This is a genomic window from Synechococcus sp. PCC 7335 (assembly GCF_000155595.1).
In the GTDB taxonomy this organism is placed as follows: Bacteria; Cyanobacteriota; Cyanobacteriia; order Phormidesmidales; family Phormidesmidaceae; genus Phormidesmis.
Genome location: NZ_DS989904.1, coordinates 2,765,743 through 2,792,231 on the forward strand (window position 1 = coordinate 2,765,743; position 26,489 = coordinate 2,792,231).

The 26,489-nt window shown below is 48.1% G+C and carries 25 protein-coding genes and 1 pseudogene; 14 read left to right on the top strand and 12 right to left on the bottom strand.

The annotated features are described in order from the left end of the window. Positions 1–8 precede the first annotated feature (8 nt). The 3 genes from apcD (S7335_RS12075) to apcD (S7335_RS12085) all read right to left on the bottom strand — a co-directional run bounded on the left by apcD (S7335_RS12075) (position 9) and on the right by apcD (S7335_RS12085) (position 1,650). Complete coding sequence (apcD, locus tag S7335_RS12075; RefSeq protein WP_006455320.1) at positions 9–488, bottom strand: allophycocyanin subunit alpha-B; 480 nt, start codon at positions 486–488, stop codon at positions 9–11. Positions 489–596: 108 nt separating this feature from the next. Beyond that, positions 597–1,082, bottom strand: coding sequence for an allophycocyanin subunit beta (locus S7335_RS12080; RefSeq protein WP_006454442.1), 486 nt, complete (start codon positions 1,080–1,082; stop codon positions 597–599). Between the two features lie 91 nt (positions 1,083–1,173). Beyond that, positions 1,174–1,650, bottom strand: coding sequence for an allophycocyanin subunit alpha-B (gene apcD, locus S7335_RS12085; protein WP_006456289.1), 477 nt, complete (start codon positions 1,648–1,650; stop codon positions 1,174–1,176). Between the two features lie 420 nt (positions 1,651–2,070). Between apcD (S7335_RS12085) and psbO the strand changes: the two genes are divergently transcribed. The 4 genes from psbO to psbV are packed head-to-tail and all read left to right on the top strand — an operon-like array spanning position 2,071 to position 3,882. After that, complete coding sequence (psbO, locus tag S7335_RS12095; protein ID WP_038016162.1) at positions 2,071–2,910, top strand: photosystem II manganese-stabilizing polypeptide; 840 nt, start codon at positions 2,071–2,073, stop codon at positions 2,908–2,910. Between the two features lie 60 nt (positions 2,911–2,970). Continuing rightward, positions 2,971–3,105, top strand: a complete 135-nt coding sequence (gene psbF / locus S7335_RS26815) for a cytochrome b559 subunit beta (protein ID WP_006455254.1) — start codon at positions 2,971–2,973, stop codon at positions 3,103–3,105. A 23-nt stretch (positions 3,106–3,128) separates the two neighbouring features. Beyond that, the gene (locus tag S7335_RS12100) at positions 3,129–3,350 is read left to right on the top strand and encodes an NblA/ycf18 family protein (protein ID WP_006455980.1); all 222 of its coding nucleotides are present in this window, start codon (positions 3,129–3,131) and stop codon (positions 3,348–3,350) included. Positions 3,351–3,357: 7 nt separating this feature from the next. Next, a complete protein-coding gene (gene psbV / locus S7335_RS12105; RefSeq protein WP_227499989.1) occupies positions 3,358–3,882 on the top strand; it encodes a photosystem II cytochrome c-550 in 525 nt (174 codons plus the stop codon). A gap of 152 nt (positions 3,883–4,034) precedes the next feature. Here psbV and S7335_RS12110 read toward each other — a convergent pair whose 3' ends face one another. Beyond that, on the bottom strand, positions 4,035–4,253 hold the full coding sequence (locus S7335_RS12110; protein ID WP_006454467.1) for a hypothetical protein: 219 nt from the start codon (positions 4,251–4,253) through the stop codon (positions 4,035–4,037). Between the two features lie 216 nt (positions 4,254–4,469). On the opposite strand from S7335_RS12110, the gene dapF reads away from it, so the two are divergent. The 6 genes from dapF (at position 4,470) to S7335_RS12140 (ending at position 11,303) form a co-directional block, all read left to right on the top strand. Then, entirely contained in the window at positions 4,470–5,339 is an 870-nt protein-coding gene (gene dapF, locus S7335_RS12115) for a diaminopimelate epimerase (RefSeq protein ID WP_038016163.1), read from the top strand. Between the two features lie 17 nt (positions 5,340–5,356). Next, complete coding sequence (gene surE, locus S7335_RS12120; RefSeq protein WP_006456462.1) at positions 5,357–6,052, top strand: 5'/3'-nucleotidase SurE; 696 nt, start codon at positions 5,357–5,359, stop codon at positions 6,050–6,052. 346 nt (positions 6,053–6,398) lie between these two features. Then, positions 6,399–7,436, top strand: a complete 1,038-nt coding sequence (locus S7335_RS12125) for a permease (protein ID WP_006455348.1) — start codon at positions 6,399–6,401, stop codon at positions 7,434–7,436. A 42-nt stretch (positions 7,437–7,478) separates the two neighbouring features. Then, positions 7,479–8,321, top strand: coding sequence for a TIGR03943 family protein (locus S7335_RS12130; protein WP_071776929.1), 843 nt, complete (start codon positions 7,479–7,481; stop codon positions 8,319–8,321). An 11-nt stretch (positions 8,322–8,332) separates the two neighbouring features. Beyond that, positions 8,333–9,997, top strand: a complete 1,665-nt coding sequence (locus tag S7335_RS12135) for a hypothetical protein (RefSeq protein WP_006454852.1) — start codon at positions 8,333–8,335, stop codon at positions 9,995–9,997. 103 nt (positions 9,998–10,100) lie between these two features. Next, on the top strand, positions 10,101–11,303 hold the full coding sequence (locus S7335_RS12140; protein ID WP_083785074.1) for an extracellular solute-binding protein: 1,203 nt from the start codon (positions 10,101–10,103) through the stop codon (positions 11,301–11,303). A gap of 170 nt (positions 11,304–11,473) precedes the next feature. On the opposite strand, the gene S7335_RS12145 is transcribed toward S7335_RS12140, so the two are convergent. The 6 genes from S7335_RS12145 to S7335_RS12170 form a co-directional block, all read right to left on the bottom strand. Then, complete coding sequence (locus S7335_RS12145) at positions 11,474–13,063, bottom strand: glycoside hydrolase family 57 protein (RefSeq protein ID WP_006454503.1); 1,590 nt, start codon at positions 13,061–13,063, stop codon at positions 11,474–11,476. A 284-nt stretch (positions 13,064–13,347) separates the two neighbouring features. Further along, complete coding sequence (locus S7335_RS12150; protein WP_038016166.1) at positions 13,348–14,250, bottom strand: hypothetical protein; 903 nt, start codon at positions 14,248–14,250, stop codon at positions 13,348–13,350. Between the two features lie 135 nt (positions 14,251–14,385). Further along, the gene (locus tag S7335_RS12155; RefSeq protein ID WP_006456835.1) at positions 14,386–15,471 is read right to left on the bottom strand and encodes a S41 family peptidase; all 1,086 of its coding nucleotides are present in this window, start codon (positions 15,469–15,471) and stop codon (positions 14,386–14,388) included. A gap of 73 nt (positions 15,472–15,544) precedes the next feature. Further along, a complete protein-coding gene (locus S7335_RS12160) occupies positions 15,545–16,831 on the bottom strand; it encodes a M20 family metallopeptidase (protein WP_006453911.1) in 1,287 nt (428 codons plus the stop codon). A 39-nt stretch (positions 16,832–16,870) separates the two neighbouring features. After that, the gene (gene bioD, locus S7335_RS12165) at positions 16,871–17,575 is read right to left on the bottom strand and encodes a dethiobiotin synthase (RefSeq protein WP_006455363.1); all 705 of its coding nucleotides are present in this window, start codon (positions 17,573–17,575) and stop codon (positions 16,871–16,873) included. A gap of 130 nt (positions 17,576–17,705) precedes the next feature. Then, a complete protein-coding gene (locus tag S7335_RS12170; protein WP_006454156.1) occupies positions 17,706–19,745 on the bottom strand; it encodes a serine/threonine-protein kinase in 2,040 nt (679 codons plus the stop codon). A 264-nt stretch (positions 19,746–20,009) separates the two neighbouring features. Here S7335_RS12170 and S7335_RS12175 point away from each other — a divergent pair, with 264 nt between their 5' ends. After that, a complete protein-coding gene (locus S7335_RS12175) occupies positions 20,010–21,644 on the top strand; it encodes a GAF domain-containing sensor histidine kinase (RefSeq protein ID WP_006455600.1) in 1,635 nt (544 codons plus the stop codon). Positions 21,645–21,955: 311 nt separating this feature from the next. Here S7335_RS12175 and S7335_RS12180 read toward each other — a convergent pair whose 3' ends face one another. Both S7335_RS12180 and S7335_RS28845 read right to left on the bottom strand, forming a co-directional pair. Further along, complete coding sequence (locus tag S7335_RS12180; protein ID WP_304412076.1) at positions 21,956–22,573, bottom strand: histidine phosphatase family protein; 618 nt, start codon at positions 22,571–22,573, stop codon at positions 21,956–21,958. Further along, positions 22,509–22,706: a hypothetical protein gene (locus S7335_RS28845; protein WP_227499990.1), complete on the bottom strand. Its 198-nt coding sequence runs from the start codon at positions 22,704–22,706 to the stop codon at positions 22,509–22,511. Before S7335_RS28845 ends, S7335_RS12180 begins: the two co-directional genes overlap by 65 nt. A 1,400-nt stretch (positions 22,707–24,106) precedes the next feature. Between S7335_RS28845 and apcD (S7335_RS12185) the strand changes: the two genes are divergently transcribed. The 3 genes and pseudogenes from apcD (S7335_RS12185) to S7335_RS12195 form a co-directional block, all read left to right on the top strand. Then, entirely contained in the window at positions 24,107–24,580 is a 474-nt protein-coding gene (apcD, locus tag S7335_RS12185) for an allophycocyanin subunit alpha-B (RefSeq protein ID WP_006454943.1), read from the top strand. Between the two features lie 122 nt (positions 24,581–24,702). Next, positions 24,703–25,188: an allophycocyanin subunit beta gene (locus S7335_RS12190; RefSeq protein WP_006453385.1), complete on the top strand. Its 486-nt coding sequence runs from the start codon at positions 24,703–24,705 to the stop codon at positions 25,186–25,188. A 132-nt stretch (positions 25,189–25,320) separates the two neighbouring features. Further along, positions 25,321–26,307 (top strand): annotated as a pseudogene (locus tag S7335_RS12195) (chlorophyll a/b binding light-harvesting protein); the annotation flags it as partial. Between the last annotated feature and the right edge of the window lie 182 nt (positions 26,308–26,489).

A 26,489-nucleotide genomic window follows, 5' to 3' on the forward strand; every position in this document is an offset into this window, starting at 1 on the left:
TTCAATGCTCAGGGCATCAGCCCTGCAATCAGATAGTCAAAGTACGGCCCGACTTCAGCGGCATCTTCTCTGCTCAACATCGCTAGCGTGACTTCTTTGAGCGATCGCATACACAGCGCCACCGATCTCAGCGGTACCTCCAAAGAAAGATACATTTCCCGTACGCCTCGCACGCCGCTGGCCTCTAGTGGATCGACATCGCCGACCGCCACCGCATATGAGATCAATCGGATAAACCAAGCTTGGTCTCGCAAACACGATGCTTGAAACTGCTGATTGTCGCTGTTGCTAGGGGTAATCGGACATCGCTGCCAAAACCGCCTAGCGCCTTTTTCAACAATCTCTTCTGCGTTGCTGTTGAGAATAGAAACAATCCTCAATCGCTGGGGACCATTATTGAAAAAGCGATTGATCGCATCTAGCTCTCCTTTAGAGAGATAGCGAACTTCACGATCAGCAGTTGCGATCACCTGAGAAATCACACTCATCACAAAATCTCCTAAAACGGATCTGTTAAGACAGCGCCTCTACTAGCCGCCACTATCTACTAGCCACTCATTACCGCTGACTAATAGGGCGCTTGGGTAAACCAACGACTAGCTCAAACCAGAACAGATATGATCAAAGTAATAACCGACCTCTTTGCCAGCCTCAGCGCCTAGCATGTCGTTGACTACTTCTTTCATCGCCTGAACCGCCCTGATAGTAGCGCCGACTGGCACGCCCAAAGAGTTGTAAGTCTCTTTTAATCCGTTTAGAACCCGTTCATCTAGAATTGAAGCATCGCCCGCTAGCATAGCGTAAGTGCCATAGCGCAAAAAGAAGTCCATATCGCGAATGCAAGCAGCGTAGCGGCGACAGGTGTACATATTGCCGCCAGGGCCAGTTATATCGGTATATAGCAAAGACTTTGCCACCGTCTTGGTAACAATGGTAGAGGCATTAGCGCTAATAGTCATCGCTGCTTTCGCTCGCAGATCGCCGCTGCGAAAGTATTCTTGCAGTGTGTCTAGCGATGAATCATCTAGATATTTGCCTTGAGCATCGGATGTATTGATCAAGGTAGTGATGGCATCTTGCACGGGAAAAATCTCCTAAATGAATAGTGCTTCAAACGAATAGTGTGCGACTGCAGCTAGCGTATGAATTTAACGATAGCTACGACAAAAATAGCTACGACAAAGACTGAATAATCAGATCGAAATAGGCGGCGACCTCTTGAGCATCTTCATCACTCAAAACAGCCATCGCCTCTTCCTTTAGACAACGCATGCACTCAGCGATATTTCTAATCGGAATTTCCAAGTTGTTGTACATTTCCTTGATACCGACTGTACCGATATCTTCTAGCGGGCGCTCGCTACCAGCTAATATAGAATAGGCAATTAAACGAACATACCAGCCTTGATCGCGCTGACAGGATGCGGTTTTTCGATCAACGCCACTGTTGCTAGGCGTATTCGGACAGCGCTCCCAAAACTTCTGACTGCCATTTTGGACAATTCTCTCCTCATTAGCCGCTAAAGCTTTGGCAATTCGAACCCGCTGCTCTCCGGTTTTGACAAAGTCTTGGAAAATTCTCAACTCTTTGGGCGCAGGATATCGAGCTTCGCTGTCTGCGCTCAAAATTAGTTCTGTGACTAGGCTCATAGTACTGGTTCTCACTACTCAAAGGGGCTAAAACAAAACTTCTTCAACTGATTCTTCAGCTATTTCTTCAACTGGGGTTTCTTTAGTTGTGAGGAAGTTGATATCACCATAAGGAATAAAGATGGAGAACTTGTGAAAACCAATCAGCTTTAGACCACAATATTTCCTTTCTTTCAAAACTTTGGCTGCGAATCTATCGTTTCGCAATTTGAACCTATGGTTTTACTCGTAGTTTCATAAGTTCTTCAGAAGTCCTCAGTAAACTACAACACAGTAATGAGCGCTTCACGGCATTTCCAATGACATTTTATAAGGCAGCCTGTTAGAGAGCTTAGTGGATGCCTAGATTGAATGCCTAGAGGAAATCGCTTTGAAATAGAGCTGCATGAGGAATAGATAAGTTCTTTATCTGAATTGAAGATGATATATAAGACTTTGATCGCAACTGTTCTGGTATTGACTTTAGGACTGCTAACAGCCTGTAGCGGTACAAAGATAGCAGGAGACTCGCTTACCTACGATGACATCCGAGGCAGTGGGCTAGCCAACGATTGTCCAGCACTGACGGGGACCAATATGGACGCTATTCCCTTAGAAGGTAGCCAACCCTATCAGATTAGATCGCTGTGCCTACAGCCCCAAACGTTCCTAGTCGAGACGTTTCCATCCGTAAATGGTCAGCTGAAGAAACAGGCAGGTAGATTTGTAGAAGGTAAGCTACTGACTCGTTCTAGTTTCACACTCGATCAGGTAAGTGGACAATTGCAGAAAGCGTCGAATGGTGCTCTGACGTTTGTTGAACAAGGTGGATTTGATTTTCAGCCTGTCACTGTTCAAATTCCTAATGGTGATCGCGTGCCCTTACTTTTCACTGTCAAAGGACTCGTTGCTAAAACAGCTGAAGCAATAGATACAATTAGGCCCTCTACTCGATTTTCTGGCAGTTTTGACGTGCCGCCCTATCGCACCTCTAGCTTTATTGATCCTAAAGGTCGGGGGTTAGCAGTTGGCTACGATGCGGCAGTTGGTATTCCGATTCAGGCTGATAGGGAAGCCTTTTCTCGTCAAAACAACAAGTCTTTCAAGGTGGGAACAGGAAACATTGTTTTGCAAGTAGATCGAGTCAATCAATCGACAGGAGAAATCTCAGGTTCGTTTGAAAGTCAGCAGCCGTCTGATACAGACTTTGGCTCTAAGCCGGCGATGACTGTGAAAATACTTGGTCAGTTCTACAGCCGAATTACACCGGAGATTGCTTGAACATAACGCTTTTTAGTTTGACTTTAGTTTAGTTTGACTTTAGTAAGGAGGACTTGAATTGTGACAAACATCGGGCGCGAACAGCCGATTTCCTATCCGATCTTCACCATTCGGTGGCTAGCCATCCATGCACTAGCGATTCCATCTGTATTTTTCTTGGGATCTATCGCTGCTATGCAATTCATCCAAAGGTAGTTACTTATCGTAAGAGACATCACATGAACATCCTCGGCCAACTCAATTTAGAGCAAGAGCAAGAGCTGCAAAGAGTAAAGGACAAAACTCAGGATCTATCGCTAGAGCAGACTCAATCATACCTTGTTGAACTTATGCGACAGATAATCGTTCGAGATAACTTGATCAATCATTTGCTGACGGTCACTAACGTTCCTCAAGAGCAATACTCTCGATCTATTCTGTTGCAATCAAAGTCTTCTTAATAAAACGATGGGTACTATGATTCACATTCTGAAAAGTATTTTGACCAAAGCATTATCGATTTACATCTGTTTGACGATTGCAATCCTGACATTCTCGGTGATGCAAAGTGCGATCGCTAGTGAAATTGATCCTGCCAGCCGCACGGTTTCTCTCAATGAAACCGGGGAGCAAGTCACCTTTAGCACTCGTCAACTGATGCAGGGACAGCGTAAGTTCAATGGTAGCTGCGCTCAGTGCCATATAGACGGTGCCTCAAAAACTAACCCAGACGTCGATCTAGGGCTAGAGACTTTAGCGAATGCAACCCCAGCTCGCGATAGCGTCGAAGCCATTGTCGACTATCTACACGATCCAACCACCTACGATGGATTAAGATCGCTTGCTGAACTTCATCCTTCAACAATCCGAGCCGACTTGTTTCCTCGCATGAGAGATCTAGGCGACGATGATTTGAGTGCGATCGCAGGCTACATTTTGGCCCAACCAAACATCATCGGCGATCAGTGGGCTGGGGGGAAACCCAAAAGGTAAAATGAAATCCTCTTGAACACAACCAATAAAATCTGCTCTGCAATGGGTCATAAGCCTTTGAAAATTGGTGAGTTTTCGTTGCTGCTATTAGTCAGTGACTATTGGTGACTGACTAATCAGGACTTCATCGGTGATATCCAACGATCATTAAATTAGGACAAGCTTTTGACATAGGCGATCGCCCCGCGCATCAAAATCGTATTTCTGCTGTCGTTTCCCTTCACGCAGATGGCATTAGCGTCCTGCCAGCTCACTACCCCGACTACCACATCGCCAGTGACTAGCTTGACTTCAACGGTTTGCTGATCGCGGATTAGAGATTGAACCTGTCGGATGCTGGGCAGACCAGTGTCGAATGTTTTAGAAGTCATGGAATTCCGGTGAAGCTATCTTAAAAAAATTCTTGTGCTTCTATATTGCCCATGTCGTCTGGCGTATTGCCCATGTTGTCTGGCGTTTAATCGGTAGGCACAGGAGCGATAGGTACTATAGAAGCGATCTATGAATCAACCCCTGGATTAGCCATAGGTCAAAGGAAACGAAGCGGTAAAATACGAAGAAGTTTGTATTTTCCTTTTCCTTTTGGTATGGCAACCCTTCCGTTTAGCAAGTATCACGGTCTCGGCAACGATTTTATATTAATGGATAACCGGGCGAGCGAGACGCCAATGGTTACACCAGAGCAGGCGGTGGATGTGTGCGATCGCAATTTTGGCATCGGCGCAGACGGGGTAATCTTTGTGCTGCCGGGCAAAGAAGGCGCAGACTACAGCATGCGTATCTACAACTCAGATGGCTCAGAGCCTGAGATGTGTGGGAACGGCATTCGCTGCCTCGCAAAGTTCATTGCGGATCTAGAAGAAGAGCACAACGAACCAACGCTGCCCAAAAGCTACGGCGTGCATACGCTAGCTGGAATTATTCGCCCTGAGCTAAAGCCTGATGGACAGGTCACTGTCGATATGGGCGAGCCCATCTTAACAGCAAGGGAAATTCCGACGACGCTAGGCCAGCCTGATGGCAAGGTGATTGATGAGACGCTGACAGTGGCCGGAGAAAACTGGCAGGTGACCTGCGTCAGTATGGGCAATCCGCACTGTATTACGTTTGTCGATGATGTCGAAGCGGTGCCTTTAGCAGACATTGGACCGCGGTTTGAGCATCACGAGGCGTTTCCGGCGCGAATCAATACGGAATTTGTCGAAGTGGTACGGCCTGACTTTTTGAGGATGAAGGTCTGGGAGCGCGGTGCGGGGCCGACGCTGGCCTGTGGAACAGGCACTTGCGCTCTGGTAGTAGCGGCGGTGCTAAATGGTAAGTGCGATCGCCAAACAACCGTCGAACTACCAGGTGGGAATCTTGAAATTGAATGGGCGAACAACAATAGAGTTTATATGACTGGCCCTGCTACGCTTGTTTTTTCAGGCGATGTCGCTGTAGATGCAGCGGGTCGGTAGGGTTTCGGTAAATAGAAATGACTTTGTTTGTTTTAACCAACGATGATGGAATCGGTGCGCCAGGAATCTTAGCACTGCAAAAGGCCGTAGAGCCGTTAGGCCAGACGGTAGTGGTGGCACCCGATACGCATTTATCTGGGTGCAGCCACCAGCTCAATCGAGGCGGGGCGATCGCCATTGACCAGCGCAGTCAAACCGAATACGCAATTGGCGGCACCCCTGCCGACTGTAGCCGAGTAGCCATCAGCCATCTATATCCAACTGCTGACTGGGTGCTCTCAGGCATCAATGCAGGCGGAAATCTGGGCTCAGATACCTATGTCTCAGGGACAGTTGCTGCTATTAGAGAAGCCGCTTTGTTACGCAAACCGGGCATTGCTATCTCTCAATATCGCTATCGATCTCAGCCCTTCGACTGGCCGCGGGCTACTCGTCTGGCTCGAAAAGTGATTCGGCAGCTGATGGAAAAACCCACCCAGCCTGGAGAGTTTTGGAATATCAACTTGCCGGCGCCGCCGCTAGAAGGCCACGACGACGAACCCGACGTTATCTTTTGCAACCAATGCACTCAACCTCTACCGACTGAGTTTGCAATTGATGAAACTGGATTTCGCTATATCGGTGCTTACGAAAAGCGTCTGCGCGATCGCGGTGGTGACGTTGAGGTGTGTTTCAGCGGTCAAATTAGTGCTGTCAAAATCCAGATGTGGTAGCTCGATATTCAGTCTATAGTGGTCCAAATATAGTGGTCTAACCTAAGTGCCTCCTCTACAGCGTACTCAAGCTGGAGCGTCCTTGAGCTTAAGCTAGTTTGAGCGATAAATGCTGTAGCAGCATGTCTACAATGGCGGAAGCGTAGACATGAGAGCTATACAGTCGCCATCCATCAAGAACTATATAGTACCGATAGATAGCGGTGGGTAATAGTAATCGAGAAAAAATGACAATAATGGAATAGTGTCAAGGTACAAAAGTTATCAGATTTGGCAGTGCCTATAGTAGGATATGTTCGCTCTTGTCCGTCTTTGACTAATCCTTTATCCAGCCAATCTTTGATACATGGTTCAACTCAATACAGGATTTACCCTGTTTCTTAGCCTGCTGGTAGAAGCAATTCCCTTTTTACTGATCGGTGTTGCTTTTTCGAGCCTGCTGCTATTTTTTGTGGATGATCGTCAGCTAGTCGGTGTCTTGCCTAAGAATCCCCTGCTTGGAGCATTAGTCGGTAGCTTGATCGGCATACTATTTCCTGTCTGTGAATGTGGAAATGTGCCGGTAGCTCGGCGCTTAATCGTACAAGGAGCACCAACAGCAGTCTCTATTGGGTTTTTGCTGGCTGCGCCGACAATCAATCCAGTCGTGTTCTGGGCAACTTGGGTGGCCTTTAGAGGACAGCCAGAAATTGTCTTCATGCGGGTAGGTTTTACGCTGCTGATTGCAACTGCAATCGGCTGGGTGTTTAGTCGCCAGTCAGATATTGGACCTTTCTTACAAGAGCCAGTAGAACGCAGTCGGTTTCGAGCACGCGATCCGGCACAGTCGCCTATCGTAAAATCGGCTGCGGCAGTTGTTCAGCCAGATTTACTTCAAGGTGGCACCTTTCTAGCCGGTCAGTCGGGTGAATCTTTTCGGCTTGATGCGCCAGTGGCTCAAAGACTAGTCGCCAATCCGGTATTAGAACAATCTATAGCTAGTAAGTTTGAGCTAGCACTCGAAAATATGGTGCGAGAGCTGCGAGAACTTGGCGCAGTACTTGTTTTTGGCAGTGCGGTTGCCGCAACCGTACAAGTTGCTATCCCCAGAGAAACAATTCTAGGCCTAGGGCAGGGAATCGTGTCGTCAATTCTAGCGATGATGATACTGGCGGCGGTCGTTTCTATTTGCTCGACAGTAGATTCGTTCTTTGCGCTATCATTTGCGGCTACATTCACTAGCGGCTCGCTAGTCGCGTTTTTGATCTTTGGGCCGATGATCGATCTTAAAAATATTGGCTTGCTGCTGACGGTTTTCAAAGGGCGCGCAGTATTTTATCTCTTTGGACTAGCGGCGCTGATGAGCTTCGCAGTCGCGCTGTTTGTGAATTTGTACATCGGGTAATGCTGGGTTTAGTCTGCCATGCGATCGCACTCGTCTACTTCAATGCCTCAATCCCAACGTCACTCTCAACGTCGCTCTGGCGGGTTCTCACGCTTACCTTGGCGAGGAATACTAGATGTATTGGCGCTAGGGGTATGGAGTGCAATGCTGTTTCGCTACTGGTTTGGTGGCAAACTACTGTTGCTACTACATCCTAACTACGCCTGGCTCTCTAATTCGGCGGCAATTATCTTAGCGCTGTTAGCACTCTACCGAGCCTGGCAGACGTTTCGTGCCTATACGGCATCTAGAAAAACTGCTTCTCTAGACAGTGCTTCTTCAAATAGAAGTACTCAAAATAGTAACGCTCAAAATCATGTCACTCTGCTGCCGGGCAACGTTAGTAGCGCTATCCTTTTATCTGTTGCCATCTTTGGCTTGATTTACACCCCTCGTGCCTTCGCCAGTCAGACGGCAGCACAGCGTGGTATCTCCGAAACGCTTTCTCTAACAAGGGCCCAGCCACAGCGATTTGAACGAGTTGCCAATCCAGAAGAACGCTCGATCATCGACTGGATCCGGCTAGTCAATGTTTACCCTGAGCCTGATGCTTATGAAGGTGAAAGTGTTGCTGTAGAAGGATTTGTGATTCACCCAGACACCTGGCCGAATAACTATCTGATGGTGTCACGGTTTGTGCTGACCTGCTGCGCAGCCGATGCCTATCCGGTAGGATTGCCAGTGAGGCTAACAGGTAATGTGTCTCAAGCCGACTACGCTGTTGATAGCTGGCTGTCAGTGACTGGCCAAATGCAGACAGAAACCTTAGACGGACGCCGACAGATTGCGATCGCGCCTACGGCTATTCGCACCATCGAAGAACCTCGCAATCCTTATGAGTACTGATACGAATACTGATGAAGTCATCTTCTAGTCGACTGTTGGGCCAACCTCTAGATCGCGCCGCCACGACCGTGATGATTCTAGTGGCTCTAGTGATTGTTGCGATGCTATCGCTCGGCTCACAAACGCTGCCTCGGGTGCGAAGCTTCTCTTGGCAGGATCGCCCCGTCTCGACTGACGATGTGGCTTTCCTACTGACCTTCAATCAACCGATGGAACCTCGAAGCGTTGAGGAAAATCTGCGGATAGAACCTGCTCTTTCTGGCAAAGTCAGCTGGGCCGGACGGCGGATGGCCTATACCCTAGATCTGCCTGCTCCTTATGGTGAAACCTATGAGCTAGTACTGTCAAAAGCTCAGGCACTAAGTAGGCAAGAAGGGTTTGAGCCCTTCATCAGTAAGTTTAAGTCACGCGATCGCGTCTTTGCCTATATCGGCGCAGAAGGAGACGAATCAGGTCGTCTGATTCTTTTTAACCTAACAAAAAAAGAGAAAACGCTGCTTACCCCCGAAGATCAGCTGGTGCTAGACTTTCAGCCGTATCCCGGACGCGATCGCATTTTATTTTCTGCTGTCAGTGCGAAAGCAGACATTGACCGCGCCGCTGCCGCCCAACTCTATAGCGTCACCACAGGAATCGGTGCTGATCTGCCGAGACCGGGTGCTCTGCCTGGGCAATCATCTATTATTCCTAAGTGGCAATTCTGGCGACGACAGGCCAACCCTGAAGCTGGCAAGACGAAGCTGATACTTGATAATCAGGACTATCAGAACCTGAACTTTGATCTCTCGCCTGATGGTAAAACGATCGTCGTACAGCGCGTTAAACAAAACGATCCTGCCGATTTTGGGCAGTGGGTCTTGCAGGTTGGACAGTCGGCTCGCAAGCTTGACACCGAACCTGGCGGAGACTTCAAGATTGCGCCAGATAGCAAATCTCTACTCCTACAGCAGGGAGAGGGAACCGCCATATTATCTTTGGATCCTGAAGACGTCTCTCGCAAAGAACCTACGCGTCAAACAGCGCAAAATGACAATACGCTGATCGACTTCTTGCCCGACTATGGTCTTACGCTAGATATTGCCAACGATGGAAGTTCAGCGGCACTTGTCAACTTCAATCAAGACGATCCAGACAAGCGATTTACGCAAACGCTGTTTCTTGTAACCAACCGAGGTGAGGAAAAGCCTTTGCTAGATACTGACGGTACTATTATCAGTGCTCAGTTCAATGAGAACAACACACTGTTATACAGTCTGATCACTCAAGTTGTTCAAGAAGAAACCTCTGAGCGCAGTGACCCAGAGAGCGAGCTTGGTCCCCTTGAGAACGGTGAAGGTAATTATGAAAATAGTTATGAAGACAGCTATCAGACCAGTGCTTTCTTAGCCGCCATCAATGTAGAGACAGGCGAAGCCCAAAAGCTAATCGAACTGCCGCCTCAATCTCAAATCGAAATAGATCTAGCCCCCGATGGCCTAGCTATCTTGTTTGACGAGACATTGGCAGAGGATGATGAAATCAGCGATAGCGGAACTAGCCAATATGATGGTCCTAGTCACCGACTATGGCTACTACCTTTGTTTAGCACTTTAGAAGAGCGCCGCAATGGCAAACCCGTTTCTCTACCGCCGACACCGCTTGATATTGCGGGTCGTCATCCGCTCTGGCTACCCTGAACATAGAAGACAGGTGTTAAAGCTCTTTGAAGTTACGGACTTCGGATATACCCTTTAGCCAGTCTTAACTGTCAAAGCGGTCTGTCGAACTTATATTTTTCTCATGATCAATCGAAGAACATTAATGCGGGCCGGTGCTGGGCTGATCGTTAGCAGTGCCTTAGCTGGATGTAGTAATAGGGCCGAAGACGTACTGAGGATTTTGCTATTAGAAGGCGCGCTGCCTTCGGTCGTTCTTAATCAGTTTCAACGAGAGACTGATACGCCGGTGAACTTTCAGACAGTTGCTCAGGTGCAGACAGCATTTCAGGCGTTGCAAAAGTGGCAGCAGCCCGAAGTAGAGAACCCTTGGAGCCAGTTTATACCTTGGCAACAGACAGACTCGGCGGCCACTGATAATTTGGTGAGTTTGGCTGATTACTGGCTGACTGAGGCAATTGTTCAAGACTTAATCGAGCCGCTTTCGATTCCGACGACATCTCTAGATCTGTTGCCATCGAAGTGGCAGGCCTTCGGTAGACGCGATCACACCGGTCAAATTACTTCCGACGGTGAACTTTGGAGCGTCCCCTACAAACTGCAACCGCTCGTTGTGGTCTATCGTCACAGCCAGTTTTTAGCCAAATCACGAACGGGGAAACAGCCATTTAGCAGCTGGCAGGATTTGCTAGCGCCAGATCTATCGCGAAGCATTGCGCTACCGAGTCATCCGAGAATCCTTATTAGCTTGCTGCAAAAGCTACAGACCGGAAGCTTCAACCCGGTTAGCACAGACAACCCAGTTAGCTCAGAACAGCTGCTATCGCAGCTAAACGATCAGTTAGCTGCTCCCTTCGCCAAGCTAACAGCCCAAGTTAAGACTTACGACTCTAATACCGCGCTTAAAGCGCTAATCAATGAGGATGTGAAAGTTGTTGTGGGCTGGTCAAGCGATGTCGCTGTTGCGCTGAAGCGATATCGAGACCTAAGAGCTGTTGTTCCTGATGAGGGGAGCCTATTATCTGCGGATATGTGGGTACAGCCCAAAGGCGCTACGCTCACCAGCGCCGCAAAAACGTGGATTTCTTTTTGTTGGCAGCAGGGACCCGCTACTGAACTTTCTACTACCCCAAAAGGAATATCGCCTATTTTTTTGGCAACAGATAAACAGCTTCCTAGTTCTTTAGAAAGAACGCAGCTATCTTTGCGAGCGTTACAAAATAGTGAACTGCTCTCGCCGCTATCTCAGTCGATGCGAGTAGCCTATGCGGATTTTTGGCAGCAGTTGACGGCCAAAGATCGCTCACCTCAATGGTCACCTCGATGAAGAGACTGGCTTCGACTTCAAAGGAAGCGGAAGCTCATAGAAGCTCTATGTGGTCGAAGCGATATAGCCGTATCGGATGCATTCGGTACAGGCTAGTCACTTGGCCTGTTGGAACACAAAGCTTCGTCTGGAGACCGTACCTCATCAACCAAGTGACAAAAGCTATAGATTCACAGCGGGCGATAGGTTCGATAGTTGATATTAGGGAAAATATTATCAATTTCTTCTACTTTCTCTAGCCAACTTGCGTCCACTTTCTCAGCTCGAATGTCTTCCCACAATTTGTTGAAACGCATCAGATGCGCCCTAGTTCGACGCACTGCGTAGGGCACCATTGTCCCTGTACGCATAATAAACGCCCAGTCAGACGACTGTGCTAACAGTAGCTCACGCGCCGCCTGATTTAGCGCGCGCCATTGCAGCTCGTCTGCGGGTTCGCGTTTTGCTAACTCGATCATCCGTTCAGCCGCTTTGTGCAGATGGGGATATATCCAGGCGTTAGTCTCATTTAGCCAATACTCGTGGAAGCCTTTGTAGCCCCAGCTAGACTGTGAGGGACGAGCTACCTGCTGAGTGGGATTACTTTTGAGGTAATCAGCTAAATGCGTCATCTCGTACGTACCCTGGTCGTACCAGCTCTTGCGAAACACATAGTCTAAGAACCAGGGGCCTTCATACCACCAGTGACCATATAGCTCAGCGTCATAGGGTGAAACCACGATAGGTTTGCGCTGAATCATGCCATGTAGGCCCTCAATCTGGCGCTCACGGTTGTAGGAGAAGTTACCTGCGTGTTCAGCTGCTTTTTCTCTTGCCCAGTAAGGGTCATACCAGGCTTTGTCAGAACCACCGACTTCTTTGCCCGTAATTTTGTGATACTTGATACCTACATTCTTTCGCTGGCCATTTGGCATAATGTAGGGCTTGATGTATTCATAGTCAGCATCCCAGCCCAAGTCACGATAGAATTCTCGATATTCTGCAGCGCCTGGGTAGCCGACTTTTGAAGACCATACCTGTTGAGAAGACTCATGGTCACGGCCGAAGGCGGCAACGCCTGCTTCAGTGTAGATAGGTGCATAGGCGCCGTAGCGAGGCCGAGGGCGAGCGTACAAAATACCGTGGCCATCTGTCAGGAAATAGCGTAGTCCAGCATCAGCCAGCATTCGCTCTAATCCTTCGTAGTAGGCGCATTCTGGAAGCCAAATACCCGTAGGCCGCTGTCCAAATATCTCTTCATGGCTCTGGCAAGCGACTTCTATCTGTGCCCAGACTGCCTCAGGGTACATCTTCATTAGCGGCAGATAGCCATGCGTGGCTCCGCAGGTCATAATATCGAGATTGCCGCTCTCTAAAAACTTGCGAAAGCCTTTGGTCAGATCGCCGTCGTAGCTTTCCCAGACCTCACGAACATGAGCGAATTCCTTGGCGTAGTATTCAGCCAAATATTTAATATGACCGTTGTACTGATTGCGTTCTATTTCTTTTTCTAGAAGCTCTTCTAGCTGCGTGAGATGCACGTCATAGCGCTCTTGCAACAAGGGGTCTCGAAGCATAGCGGCCAAGGGTGGCGTCATGCTCATAGTCAGCTTGAAGTCGACGCCGTCCCGCTTGAGTCCCTCAAACATAGTGAGTAGAGGAACATAGGTCTCTGTGATAGCCTCGAACAGCCACTCTTCTTCTAGAACAAAGTCGCTTTCAGGGTGGCGAACAAAGGGAAGATGAGCATGGAGAACAAGTGCAAGATAACCAATCGACATAGGATAGAATGCCTACTACAACAGCGCGGCCTGGTAGCGCAAGCGACTGATTTAGTAAAGAAATTCGACGCTTAACACTTAAGTGATTGTAAGGCAAAAAACGGCCGGAAAATAAGGAAATCTTAAGGCTTCCGGTAAGGGTTAAAGAGCTTGAACTCACGTATAGATGAAGCTAATTGCTTTGAAACCTGCTGAGTGCATTCAGCAGATGGCTATACTTTGTGATTGAGTTTTGCAGCTAGTCGACTTTCACTGACCACTCACAGGCCAACAAGAACATAGAATTAGCTAGTCTGGGGGCAGCTGCCGTCTGGGTTATACCAGACTAAAGATTCATCTTCGTTGCCTCTCCAGCGCATCCAGCCCTCGGTGACGGTTGATCCGGTAAGCGGTTCGCATAGTAAGGTAGGGCGAGTGACCCTAACGCGCATCCAGTCGCCAACGATACTGATGGGTTCGATGAGGCTGTCTGCGGCTACAAAGCTAAGCATGTTGGTGGCTTCTTGGGGTTGCGATCGCAGTGGTTGAGCCTCTGTTCGTTCTAAGAAATACAGCGCGGCTTGTGAGCTGAGCAATAATTCCCATCGCTCAATCACCAGCGGTATGTCGCCTACTTCTAGCTGTGAAGTATGTGCCCAAGCGCTGCCACCAGTGGTGTACTGTACCTGAAACCAACCATCTTCTCGAATCTCTAGAACAGGAAAGGTATACAGATTCTCGTAAGGCTTAACCATTGCAAAGCCGGCATCGCGACCAATGGCAAGTGCGGATTCGCCTTGAACTAAGTACCCTTTGTGAATCCAACCCCAATGCGCTCCATTAGGAGAAACATAAAGGGGTAGGGAAACAGAGGTTAACCAGTTGACACTGTCGCCAGTGAGCCCTTCTACATGACGGGGACGCAGATGGCCAATACTAGGAATTCCATCTTCGGCGTTGCTATAAAGATCAACAATGCCAGAGAGCTCTGGGGAAAAAGGCGTAGAGATAGAAGTAGGTATAGGCGGGAGGATGACTGCGTTCGAATTCGTCGAATTTATATTAGTGGCGTTCTGGCTAGTGGCGTTCTGGTCGGTGGCATTTTGCATTTCCTGAGCGCTTACGTTGCTAGTACCTATGCCGAATAATAGCGCTCCCGAGAAAAGTACTACACCGACTAGCTGATCCCATGTCTGCCTTGATTTCATCAGAAACTACCTAGATAGAAAAGCAACGATTACGCTATTAGCTACTCTCTTTAACCTATGTAGGTCCAAAATGAGTAACTCGTCATACAGTATTCATGCTGTTTTAGTCTAAATCATCAAAGTTTCTACTTATTTTTATTGAATTTTGCTCATTTGACTGACTAAATCCTGCTGCATGCGGTCTAATTCACTTTCGATTAAAGTCAGCGAATCTTCTAATTCGCGGTGTAAACTGCTAGGTAGCTGATTTGGAGTAGGGCCTTCCGTGTCATCTCGTAAAAGCTTTCTAATCGCTAGTAGCTGAGCTGTCTTTAAAGAAAGCTCAATCGGCACTTTAAAGTCTGGAAGAACACCCGTCCCTTCCCAATTCTTATCGGTGATCAGACTAATCGCTTGGCCGGTGGGAATAAACATCCAAAAATGATCGTGCAATCTAAAGCCACTACCAGGATTTGCCCCCCCTGCCGTCGTTTCACCGACTAGAACGACACGGTTGAGGTGTTTGAGATTGTAAGCAAATTCTTCTGCGGCGGAAAACGTCTCTGGCCCAATCAGTATGTATACCGGGCGATCTAGATAGCGCGGACTAGGGACGTAGGGCACGGTCCACGACTGCTGGGTTCGCTCTTCTGTGTGCCAGTGCAGATCAGTAAGATGAACCGGAGGGTAAGCGGGAAGTAGATAGCTAGTAAGTAGAGCGACCATACTTGCCGAACCGCCTCGGTTGTAGCGCAAGTCGATAATCAAGGCGCTGGTATTGGCGAGGAACCGCATAGCAGCAGCGGCGGTATCTCCAGCAAATTCTGGTGGCTCGAAGCTGAATAGCTCTAGATAGCCAATATTGCCGCGCAAGCGTTCAACTCGGTTGAAGTCAAAATTACGAAGCTGACTTAGCTGTTGCTGGTGGGCTAGTTCTTCGGGCGAAATGTCGGTTTGAGAATTTAGATGAGGTAAGACGGCCGGGCTGAAATAGACCTTGAGATGTTGGTCGGCACTTAGCGATTGTAGCTGAGCGGTGAGGGTCTCGGCTAGCTGAAAGCCACTTTTGATATCCCGATAGCCGCCCGAGCTTAGACGTGAGGCAATGTCGGTCTGAATGATATCTGCAATATCTGGAAAGGCGTATGCATCGAGTTTTTCAGCGACGGCATTTAGCACCTTTGTGCGAATAGCAGTCGATAGCGGCAGGTCGTTGGCGCGCAGGGAAGATGAATCGCTCATGAAAGAGGCAGGTTTGGCTAGAAGTCATCACTTTATATCATCTGCGATCGCAGCCGTTTGTGATCGCTAGGCTCTAACTTGATAGAGATCTGGCTGGATAAGAGGTTGGTGGACAAAACTTTTCAACAATCCGCACAAAGGTCTCTACGCCTACACCTAGTGCTGTTTCGTCAAAGTCGAAGCGAGGATGATGGTGAGGGTAGGCCAAGTTTTTATTGACATTAGCTGCCCCTAAGAAGAAATAGCACCCAGGGACTGCCTGGAGGAAGAAGGAAACATCTTCACCTCCCATAGTTTGGCACTCGGGGACAACACCTGCAGGAGTTTCAACCACAGAAAAAGCAACAGAGCGAACCAGATCGGTAACGGCTTCATCATTGATGACAGGCGGATACAGCTTGTGGTAGTCCAAAGTGTAGCTAGCACCATGTGCTGCACAAACACCCGCAATGATTTGCTCTAATCGCTGGGGGATCAGTTCCCCATAGTCTGGATCAAAATAGCGCACGGTCCCACTCAAAAAAGCGCTATCAGCAATGACATTGACCGCCGTCCCCGCTTTGAATTCGCCAACCGAAACGACCGCTGACTTGAGTGGATCAATGTTACGAGCAACTAGCGTTTGCAGCGCCGTTACCACCTGAGATCCGACAACGACTGCATCGATTGTCTGCTGGGGGATAGCCCCATGACCGCCTCTGCCTTGAATAGTGCAGTGGAAAAATTCTGTCGCCGCCATCATTGGCCCACTACGAATGCCTAAGGTGCCAAGTGGCAAGTTATTCCAGAGGTGCAGCCCGACTAACGCATCAACATCAGGATCTTTGAGAACGCTAGCTTCGACCATTGGTTTGGCGCCGCCGGGCCCTTCTTCGGCGGGCTGAAAAATCAGCTTGACAGTGCCGCTAAAGGTTTCAGGATGATCTTTCAAGTATTTTGCAGTGCCGAGGGCGATCGCTACATGTCCATCATGGCCACAAGCGTGCATCTTTCCATCATGAATAGAGCAGTAAGGTACCTCATTTAGCTCTTGAACCGGCAGCCCGTCCATATCAGCTCGAATACCTAACACTGGCTTGCTTACCCCCCCAGTATTATGGTGTGAGTTGGGCATAGTCGAGGTTCCCTGTTTCCCTTCTAGAATGGCAACTACTCCAGTTCTAGCAATGCCGCTTTTATGAGCAATTCCCCATTCCGTTAGGCGCTCACAGATAAACCGAGCGGTGAGGTCTTCTTGAAAACCTAGCTCTGGACGCTGATGGATTTGACGTCGCCAGGTTACTAGGTCAGCTTGCAGCGCCTGAATATCAGGTCGTAGCGCTGAAAATTCAGTCGTCAATGGCCCAGAAAGCGTCAGCATAGAGATTCGGTAGGGTTTTATTTATTCTGACAGATTTTTCTATGCCCAGAACGGCTTTGGCATTAGCCGCTCAAGATCTAACTGGGCAGCAGCGTCCGCTAGGTCTTCTAGATGCTTAGTCTGTATAAGATGAGGTAACACGCCTAAAACAGGGGTGCGGGTCAATGATTCGATCATCCAAATCGGGGCCCACTGCTCTATCTGCTGACGGGTCAGCGGAACTGTACAGCTAAGAACGATACCTCGCAGGTCGATTTTTTTTTGTTCGGCAAGCGCGACGTTGGCAACAATAGCCGAGATACACCCTAGCTTTATAGGCACAACGAGTACAGCCGGTAACCGCCACTGGCAGGCAATGTCTGCAACGGTCAGCTCATCGGTAATCGGCGAACCTAGTCCCCCGGCTCCTTCGACTAATACCCAGTCTCTCTCTGCTTGAAGCTGTGATATTACCTGCCAGGCTTTGGCTAGATCGACTCGCTTACCTTCGAGCGCAGCGGCCAACGGTGGAGCAATGGGTGCTTTGAACCATAGAGGATTGAGTTGCTCTATGGTTTGACCCAAGAACTCGTCTAGATCAAAAAGTTGGCTGTAGAACTCGCGATCGCCTTCTCCAGACTGCACAGGTTTACACAAGCCCAAACGATAGGCCCAACAATATCGTTGCCAATAAGCCATTAGCGCTGCTGTCAGCACTGTCTTTCCACTATCCGTATCTGTTCCGGTAATCAACAAAGCTGTCAAATTAACCTAGTCCTCTTGTGCTATCGCAATTTTCTTTTCTTAGAGTGTCTAGCCCTAGGCAAGCCTATATCCTAGCTGTATGATCTTAGATGAGTTGTTGGTGACTACCTCTATTAGCCTAGTGCGCTTACTAGCCTGACGGAATCTCAGCACTTAGCTGGATTTCCAGCGTGAATTCAGAGGGCTCAGCCGCGGTTACATCAACGCTGTAGTTACCATCTTCAGGTAAGAATCCTTGCCATCTCTCTAAGTTAGAAGCATCCGGTAGAACAGTGCCATCTGGCATTAACAGCTCGAAAGACACGGGTCCGCTAGATGAAAGCGTATTGACCGTAAGAATTTGCCCCTGATTAGCACTGACGACATAACGTTTTAACTGATCAGCGCCTACGCTGTCTTCCAATTGCAGCCTTTGGGAGCCACTGGGAAAGGTTACTCTTTGCCTTTGAATATTAGGTTCTGTAGGTGGCGGTTCGGTGGGACGTTCGGTAGGTAATGGATCGGTGCCATCGGTAGGGGGGGCCGTGGGCTCTACTGGCGGATCTGTGGGTGGCTCAGTAGGCAGCTCTGTTTCAGGTATCTCTGTTTCGGGTGGGGATACTGGAAGGTCACTGAGTGTGGCACTTAGCTGGAAATCACTGTCAGGAACCCCTTGAACGGGGCTAATTTGAATTTTGTATTCGCCAGATTCGCTAAGGGTGCCTTGCCACTGGGCGACTCGCCTAGCATCACGATCTACAGGCCGATTATCTGGTCCCAAAACGCTAAGTAAAACCCCTTCTGGCGCAACCGCGACAGTTAGCTGCTGTCCAGGTTCTGCAAACAGCAGATAGTTTAGCCTGTCTCCTCCTAGAAGATCGCCCTCGATGGTTTCGGTTACATCAGGCGTTAGGCTAAGTGGCTGATTGTACTCTGCTGGCTGAGGTTCTGCTGGCTGAGGTTCTGCCGTAGGTGTAGGGGGCACTTCACTTTCAAGCGGAATTGAGGGGATAGTGGGCTCGGGCGTAGTCGGTGAATTGAGATATCTAACTGTCGCCCAGCCCCCAAACCCAGCAGCTGTGACTAATCCTGCTGCGAGAGTGCCAACGGCAACGGGATTCTCAAAAAATGAGGGTGGCCGCTCTCGCTCAAAGGGCATTTGCAAGCGGTGATCAGATTGGTTAGTCAAGGGCCGCGGAGTAATTTGTCTGGGCTGGGACTGATTGGCGGTAGTGGTCTCGGTGTCGGTAGCGGGGAGGGGGCGACCAACGGCGACAGTTTTGATTTGAGAAAGCGGGGGTGGGCTAGGAGGATGGGGCGTTGGAGGCGAAGAGAGCGTGTCAATAGATTGAAGCGCTTGAGCCATCTGGCTGACAGACTGATAGCGATCGCTAGGTCGATACTGTAGTGCTTTGTTAAGAACCTCAGCGAAGCCAGGGGTGACAGTGACTAGAGATTGCCAGTTCCAGACAAGGTTGATATCGTCGAAGAGAGATTGAGGTTCTCTGCCAGTCAACAGCACAATGGCAGTGACAGCTAGGGCATAAAGATCGCTGCAGGGATAGGCTCTTCCCGTTTGGATTTGTTCGCTAGGTGCGTAGCCTGCTTTGCCGACGGTGGTTGCTTGACTCAGGTTGCCTGTAGCTTCACTAGGGCTCATCTGCAGGCGGGTGACGACCTCCTTGACCACACCAAAGTCGATCAGTACTGGGAGTCGATCGGATACGCGCTGAATGATGTTATCCGGGCTGATGTCACGATGAATGATGCCTTTATCATGAATGTGTGCTAGGACCGGCAGCATCTGTTGAATGAACTGTTTGACTTCGGCTGCTGAAAAGGATTGATCCTGTAGTTTGCGCTGATTAAGGATCTCGTGATAGGTAAGACCCTCCACGTAGTCTTGCACCAGAAACAACCTTTCCTGTTCTTCAAAGGTGGCTCTAAACTGAGGGATTTGCGGATGAGTAATTTGATAAAGCACAGAGGCTTCTCTTTGAAAGAGCTGAGTAGCTTTATCGGAAAAGTGATCTTGTTCTTTGATAGGTACGAATTCTTTGATGACGCAGCGCTCGTTGAATCGCCCTTCGTCTTCGGCTAGGTAGGTACGGCCAAACCCGCCTTGACCAAGTAGCTTGACAACCTTGTAGTGCTTCTGAAGCAGTGTGCCAACAGCGATCGCAGTTTGCATGAGTAAGCGCGGATAAGGGCGAGAAACGGATGTGATACCAGGTAGCGCTACCTATGAAGCAGAGCCACACATCAGTTTACTTTACTGTATGTTTCAAGCCGGTATGTTTCTCTGATGAGACTAATACAAGTGGCTACTAAAGAGCGATCGCAGTAACTCAGTGCGCATCTCAACTCAGTGCGCATCTACAAATCATGGCTAAACCCATACAGGCCAAAGCCTCTGTAAAGTTACGGGTAGAATCGTACTACTACTTAGGGAATGATGAGCTCAACCTATTCTTTTAGTGCGCAGCGCATGACTTACGGTACTCCTGACAATAGAAAGACTTCTAATCAAAGCGATGACTGGAGAGGGGGAGTAGAGGAGCGCATTCTAGAAGGTCATCGCTTCAATGAAAGTCTCCTAGGAGTAGAAGATACGCTTCAGTCACGGCTTTCTTGTCGACTTGAAGGAATGTCGCCCCAACAGCGCGATCATCATCGAACAAATACGCTTTCTCGATTAAATCTATTAAGCAATAGTAACGTTCCGATTTTTGACGAAGCCACACAGAATATCTCTCGGCTACTAGCGATGCCAATATGCATTCTTAGCACCATGGAGACAGACAGACAGTGCTTCAAATCGGTTGTAGGGCTCTCTAGTTTAGGTCTGATGAATCAGCTTGCCTCAGCCCGTAGTTTGCCTAGACAAGAGTCCTTTTGTACCCATGTCATTGATAGTGGCAAAACCTTTGCGCTTGCGGATACCACTACTCACCCCGCGTTCTCTCGTAGTTTGCTCGTACAGCACTATGGCATTCAGTCTTACCTAGGCGTACCATTATTTACAACAGAAGGTTGCTGTATTGGCACGATAGCTGTGATGGATCTCTTACCTCATCAGTTTACTCAGCAAGAGATCGCCTTGCTAGAACTTAGCGCTCGTTGGAGCATGAGTGAGTTCGAAAAGCAACGGCTGCTAAAGAGTCGTTCTCAAGGCTTACCCACTACCTTCCAGACTAATCTACAGTCGGACTCGACTAGCACAGTGTCTAAGGGAGCCTTACTCGAGCGGATCAATAAAGTCCGCCTTGATCTAATTGTTCAACTCACTCAAGACTTACGCAATCCGCTGACCTCTGTGACCGGAATGGCTAGCATGCTCAGTCGAGAGATCTATGGTCCGCTAAGTGAGAAGCAACAGGAATACACCAAGATTGTACTCAGTAGTTCTCAACAGCTGCTATCGATGGTGAATGAGATTGTTATGATTGGTCAGTTGCAAGAAGACTATCAGCTTTCTACAATGGCAGCTGATATTGAGATGATTGGACATCAGGCGATCGCATCTCTAGAAGAGATTGCCAGACAACAGGATCTAAAGGTCAAACTAACGATAGAACCTGGCTCTCGGATTTGGAACCTGGATAAGCTAGTGGTTAAGCAGCTGATTTATCATCTGGTCTTTAGCGTGATTAAGCTGTCTACAGCAGGTAGTACAATTCGATTGCATATTTCTCGCCGAGATAGTGGCATCAGCATTGCTTTATGGGTTTCCAATCCATGGCTAGGGGAAGATTTGCCTCAAGCGGTAATCGCTTGGAACCATAGGCAAAGAGCATCTAAAAATATCGTGGAGGGTGCAGAATCTTCTAGTACAGAACCTTCTAGCCTAGGAACTCCTAATACAGATATTACCTTAGATCCGTTTGTACAGACGAACTCAAATATCCATGGCGGGGAGGCCTTGGAAGCGCTAAGTGCTGCGAAGAAGATAGATACCTTCCGGCAAGAGTTAGGCTTATTGATGAGTCGGCATCTGGCTGAAATGCACGGTGGCCAGGTGGCTGTTAAAGGATCAGAGACCTCCGGCTATCGCTATGTAATCATGCTACCGTCTTTACCCTTGAGGTAGCTGTATGAATACTCATAAAAAGTACAACAGTTTACGTTTGAGTAACCGCTTGATCGTTAATTAGATACGGAGCACCATAACCTGCTCAGATACTTGTCAGAACAGTCTGTTCTAAGCCGATGTTTACCAGTAGTCTTTTCAATCAATATGGCAGATGTCCTAATAGCAAATGGCCTAATGACTATGGTTCTCAAACCCTTAGTTCCCTAGTCAGTTCCCTAATCTGATTTTAGATATGGAGCTGTACGGGGTGTCCACAGCAAGTTATTAGCGCACTCTTCTTATTAGCACACTCCTCACACAGCCAAGTTCTAAAGCTGTGTCCACTCTTCAGGGAGCATATTCGCCTGAAGCAAGAACTCGCCGTTACCGTCAGGTGTCAGCACATAGGCGATTCCTTGCGGTGCAGGATAGATGCCCGTGGCGGCTTCGAAGATGTCGTCGTGACCAACAATCACCGTGTTCTGACCCTCTGCCGGAACTGCCGTTAGCAAAGGCATGACGTTAGCCCTCATTTCTTCTACCTGCTCATCCGTATAGTCCTCAAAAGGTAAGAAGTTCAGCTGTGGATCTTTGGTGTACCTGCCAAAGGCAATGTCTGCAGTTTTCCATGCTCGACAATATTCACTAGTAATGACTTCACCTACGGGAATTTCTTTTTCTGTAAAGGCAGTACCGATCACTTCAGCTTGCTGCTCGCCTATATCATTGAGCTTACGCTGAGTTTCGCAGTCATCCAAGCTCATATTGGGATCAGCTTGGTCAGCATAGTCTTTTTCGGTTTGAGCATGACGGAAGTAGATAACGTGTCCACCCTCTTGAAGAGCGCTTAGCAGTTCAGCACTACTGAGCTGATCCTCAAAATCAGCATTGGCCTGTTCTCCAGCAGTATAATCGGCCGCCTTCTCCGCCTTCGCCACCCTCACCACCTTCAACCTCAGCAGTGCTATCTGGAACTTCGCTAATCTCGGCATCAGATGTAGAGGCATTGCCACAGGCAGTCATACTAGCTGCCAATCCAACTGCCATAAATAGCTCTACTGCCTTTAATCGTTTACTCATTTCAAATTCTGCTCGGATGTTAGGTCTAATACATAGGTACAGCTTATTAAGACTAATTGTCAATAGATTGTGTATTCGATCATCCTAATTAAGACTTAAGCTACGCGGAAATGGAAAAGGTTGTAGTATCTGCGACCTTGATAAATGTCTATACTGCTGTCGACTAGCTGTATTTATCGCTAATTTTAAACACGGCAATGAAGGCGTATTTCGAAGGATAGCTATGAAGTTCGAGGCTGTAGGCTAATTAGGTTAACGACTATTGTACGAAAGAAGCAGTCGAGGCCAACGAATTCGCCTACAAGTTTAACTATAGGGAACTATTTTTAATAGTACGAGACAGAAAAGCGCTAAACTAGTTCTGTTTCTGTAGATATTCAGCTAGATATCTATTCAGATATTTAGAAAAGATGTGGGGGATGTGGGCTGATCGCTAGCATGCCATTTCGTGCTGCTTTTTAACGTAGTTCAACATTCTGTTCTGTAGCTGTCCGATTGCGGTGGCGTAGCTAGTGCGACGTTGAAACCACGACCTCCTAGAGTTTGTTGTGGTTGTGTCGATTTGGATAAATTTTTCCTGAGCCAAAGCAGGAAGCGGCAGTAAAAGGCCTAAATAAAACGGTAGCTAAGCAACGAAATGGGTAATGAAACGAAAGGAAGCCCAATCTTTGGAGTAACTGCTCTCTGGTCAAAAAATGCGCTTATCTAGTCTCTCCTGAGCTATTAGCTCAGAATCAAAAATATCTTTGTTTCATGATCTTGTTCTATGCGCAGCCCCGTTTTTCTCCTTGAGAACAAAACAATTTAAAGCTTTACTTAAGCTTTATTCGAGAGAGGATCTGCAGCAACATGTACTTCTGTCATATCTATGCATAGAATTGAATCTTTCAAAATTTTTCAATGGAAGATAAACAACTTTAAACTTATGTATCCGGTCTTTTAATAGATTGGCCGCATAAGTTCGAGCTACTTTATCCTGAAGGTCAGGGAAGCAAGTAGAAATGCCTAACAACTCTTTGGGTTGAGGGTATGAGAAGACAGTTCGTTCCTGCGCGATAGATATGTCTCAAATTGAAAGATTATAAGTTCATGATTCGCTGAGAATCTTGGGCTCTTGAACAATTCAAGATTTCCTCGAACTGTTGAAAGCTTTTGAAACAGATGACCTTTAAACGCCTTGGAAGGATGGCTAAAGCTAGTGCTCGAAGTCGTTTTAATAGATAGGAAATGCAGATAGCTGTAGCTTTGCAAGACTTCAGTTATCGCTATCTAGGTGTTCTAGCTAGAGTGCCTTTAGTCTTATTGAGATTCATCTGGTTTCGGAGCTTATCTTGTTGTAGTTAGGACGAGCTTGAGCTTTCTCTGAAAGAAAAAAACAAATTTATAGAGAGGTTTAGTCAATGAGTATAGTCGCTAAAGCGATCGCCCAATCGGATCGTTCTGATCGTTTTTTGGGTAGTACTGAGCTGACTCAGCTCCAAGACTTTTTTAATAACAGCAGTGCGCGAATCAGCGCGGCACAAAAGCTGGCCGCGAACCAACAGAAGATTGTCGATGAAGGCAGCAAACAGTTCTGGAACCAGTGCCCGAATACCCCTAGTAATAGCGGTGACAAGCAGAAAACGGCTCTGTGTCAGCGAGATCAAGGATGGTATATCCGGCTGGTGAGCTACTGTATTCTGGCGGGCAACTCTAAGCCTTTAGAAGATATTGGTTTGGATGGAATGCGCGATATGTATGTTTCTCTAAATGTCCCTTTGACCAACCTAAAAACAGCAATGCGTTGCATAAAGCAGTCTGCTATGGGCGTCTTGAGTTCTGAAGAAGCGTCGCTGGCTGGCCCCTACTTCGATCAGCTAATCCGCGCATTCTAGACCCGCTAGCTTCAACTTCAGCCTTTTGCTAGCTGCAGGCTATGACTCCAAGTCAGCACTAAGCACAGCTCTTTTGAGCTAAAGCTCACTTTAATAAAGACACAAAAAACCTAGAAACAATTATGCAAGACACGATTACATCCCTGATTAACCCTGCCGACGAAAAAGGTCAGTATCTAGAAGGCGGTGACCTCGATAGCCTCAAACAATATCTTCAAAGTGGTGCTACACGTGTGAAAGCGGCAGGTCAGATAGGAGATAGCGCAGCTAGTATCATTAGTAAGACTGTAGAGAGGAGTCTGCTGTACGGAGATATCACTCTTCCTGGTGGCAACATGTATCCCACTCGGCGGTATGCTGCCTGCCTACAAGATCTGACTTATTTCTTACGCTATGCCACGTATGCAATGCTAGCCGACGATGCTTCTATTATTGATGAGCGAATTCTCAACGGGCTCAAGGATACTTATTCGTCGCTAGGTGTTCCTGTAGAGCCTACCATTCAAGCGATAGAAGCGATGAAAGACGTTGTTTCTGAACGAGTAGGGACCGAAGCTGGGCAAGAGGTGGGGAAATACCTCGACCACATCATTGCTGGTTTGAGATAGACGATCTGTTTGATCTGTTCTGTTTGGGCTAATCTCGTTGATCTGATTTTCTTCGAGCGCTCTTCTAATCTGTGGGTCTATCCGTAGGGGTAGACCCCTGTTGAACATCTCTATTGCGGTTAACCTATTGCCATGTATGCTTCTAATGAAACCCAGGAACGATATCCCTGGTGGGCTGGGAACGCTCGATTTATCGATCTATCTAACACGTTTATTGTTGCCCACACGGCTCAGGCTGCGCTGATCATGCTGTGGGCTGGAGCCTTTACCCTGTTTGAGCTGGCTGTTTATTCTCCAGCCGCACCGCTCTATACCCAGGGGCTAATCTTGCTGCCACATCTGGCAACCGAGGGCTGGGGCCTAGGTGCAGGTGGAGAGATTGTTAATACTGGTGTTTGGTCTTCGATTGGTGCTATTCACATTGTGGCTGCTATCGTGTTAGCAGGAGGCGCTTATTTTCACTATACTCAGCTACCTGCTAGCTTGGCGATCGCACCTAAAAATGCCGCGAAATTTCACTTTGAGTGGCAAGACGCCAGCAAGTTAGGCTTTATCTTGGGCCATCACCTGATCTTCCTAGGACTAGGTGCTTTATTGCTTGTTGTCAAAGCGCAGTATTTCGGCGGGCTTTACGACGCCTACTCAGATTCGGTGCGAGTAGTCACCAATCCAACGCTTGATCCGGCTACTATTTGGGACTATAGAACACATCTGTTCGATGTTAGATCGTTAGAGGATTTAGTGGGTGGACATATCTATGTCAGCATTCTGTTGATTGCAGGTGGCGCTTGGCATATTTTGGTTCCTCCCTTTGGGTGGGTTAAGCGCTTCTTCTTCTTTTCAGGAGACGGTATCCTATCCTATTCGCTATTTGGGATTGCGATCGCGGGCTTTGCCGCCTCATATTACTGTGGCTTTGATTCCTTGTCCTATCCAGAGAAATTTTACGGGCCGACTTTAGAACTGCACTCGTCTCTGTTACCACGTTACGTTGGGGCTCAGCCTACGCTGAGCGATGGGTATACTTCTCGCGTGTGGCTAGCAAATGCTCATTTTTATCTGGCCTTTTTCTTCTTACAAGGTGGCTTGTGGCACTTTCAACGGGCAGTAGGCTTTGACATCAGTAGCTTGCTGAACAATTGGCAACAGAATCGGGTTACAGCGAATGAGAATCCTGTCCTCGCTTATCAATCTCCCACTCTGGTGCAGCCTCAATCTGCTTCAGGTTTGGGCTACGGTATGCCAGATCTTGCTAAGCTCATACCTGCTTTTGGCGTGTCGCAGCCTAGCGAGGACGCTTT